Origin of the sequence: Acinetobacter sp. AS5, from assembly GCF_048957595.1 — a bacterium.
Lineage (GTDB): Bacteria > Pseudomonadota > Gammaproteobacteria > Pseudomonadales > Moraxellaceae > Acinetobacter.
Genome location: NZ_JARDAL010000128.1, coordinates 1 through 1,674, shown reverse-complemented (window position 1 = coordinate 1,674; position 1,674 = coordinate 1). Strand labels below are relative to the sequence as shown.

The 1,674-nt window shown below is 37.0% G+C and carries 1 protein-coding gene; it reads left to right on the top strand.

Annotation, left to right across the window (positions count from 1 at the left end; genetic code table 11):
- Positions 1 to 139: 139 nt before the first annotated feature.
- Positions 140 to 1,372 carry an ATP-binding protein gene (locus PV763_RS17540; protein ID WP_420938290.1) on the top strand — a complete coding sequence of 411 codons (1,233 nt, stop codon included), beginning with the start codon at positions 140 to 142 and terminating at the stop codon, positions 1,370 to 1,372.
- Positions 1,373 to 1,674: the final 302 nt, after the last annotated feature.

The following is a 1,674-nucleotide window of genomic DNA, read 5'->3' as shown; positions in this document are numbered from 1 at the left end:
TTAATTCGTCTGATCACAGATACTTTATAAAGTATTTTAATACTTTTTTGAATCCGTCAATGCGTAAGTCCTATATACTTCCACTTGGTATCTAAACTTTGATAGAATTAATTAAAACTTTAGAGTTTAAGTGCAAACAATGAGAAAAACTAATATTCGACGTGATAGCTACTTAAAATTTCTGAATACATGGCAAAACCGTGATGTCATTAAAGTACTTTCGGGTGTACGTCGCTCTGGAAAATCCACCTTGCTGGCGATGTTTCAACAAGACCTAAAAGCACAGGGTGTACAAGCCGAAAACATCATTGCCATCAACTTTGAATTTATGGAATTTGAAGAACTCACCGATTACCGTAAACTACATGATTATGTATTGTCAAAAGTTGATGAAAGCAAGAAAAACTATGTTTTTTTAGATGAAATACAGCATGTTACCAATTTTGAAAAAGTAGTCGACTCTTTATATGTTCGGGATTATATCGATTTATATATTACAGGTTCAAATGCATTCTTTCTGAGTGGAGAACTTGCGACGTTACTCACAGGACGCTATATCGAGCAACATGTTTTACCCTTGTCATTCCAAGAGTTTAAACAGTGGCATATTGAAAATAATCCGATCATCCAACAATTATCCAATCGTGATTTGTATGCCATGTACACGCGCAGTAGTTTCCCCTATACGCTTGCCATGACCAGCCAGCAGGAAACCTATGATTACTTGCAAGCGGTCTATGCCAGTGTAATGTTTAAAGATGTTATTCCCCGTTTGAATACGGCCGATATTAACTCTCTCGAGCGTGTCGCAAGATATTTGGCAAGCGTGACAGGCTCACCCATTTCCATCAATAAAATTAAAAATACCTTTGTTTCAAGTGGGGTTAAAATCTCATTTGAAACAGTAAAACGCTATATTCAGGGCTTACAGGACAGTTTGTTATTTTATAGTGCCGCACAATTTAAAGTACGCGGGCGTGAGTTATTACAATCCTCTGAAAAATACTATTTAGTTGATGTCGGATTGCGCCGGATTATGTTGCCTGATGCTAATGCTGATCAAGGTCATATCTTAGAAAATGTGATTTATCTTGAGCTTGTCAGACGAGGTTATACGGTCTATGTAGGGCGGGTTGATGAATATGAAATTGATTTTGTTGCTGTCGATACTTTACAGAATTTAACTTATTATCAGGTGGCATTAGAAACGCTCAATGAGGAGACACTCAGCCGAGAGTTACGTCCATTACAGAAAATTTCTGATTCTTATCCCAAGTATTTGCTTACCTTAGACACGATAGGGACTGAAGCGAATTATAATGGTATTGTAAAAATGAGTGCTCTCGATTGGTTGCTATCTGAAAATAAGTAAAGTTGAGGGTAGACATGGATACTCTTATTTATTAATTAAAACTCAAAGACTTTTCAGCATCATTCAAGAATGTATTCAAGCATAATTTCTGCTCCAATTGTGATGGATCGATTTACCTCGATTTGATTGAGTCAGACTATCATGATTGAGCCAGAGTCGCTTACTGAAAGTAGCGAGAATTGCGCTGGAGTTTCTGAAGGATATTAATTCCTTAGTTTGCCCATTCTGAACCGTACCGGGTTTGTCGGAGAGTCAATATTCTGAGAGACTATCCCGATGACAAAATTAAAATATACCCCTGA

Excerpts from the sequence above, each read along its gene's own strand:
- PV763_RS17540 (WP_420938290.1), top strand. The coding sequence starts at position 140 with ATGAGAAAAACTAATATTCGACGTGATAGCTACTTAAAATTTCTGAAT.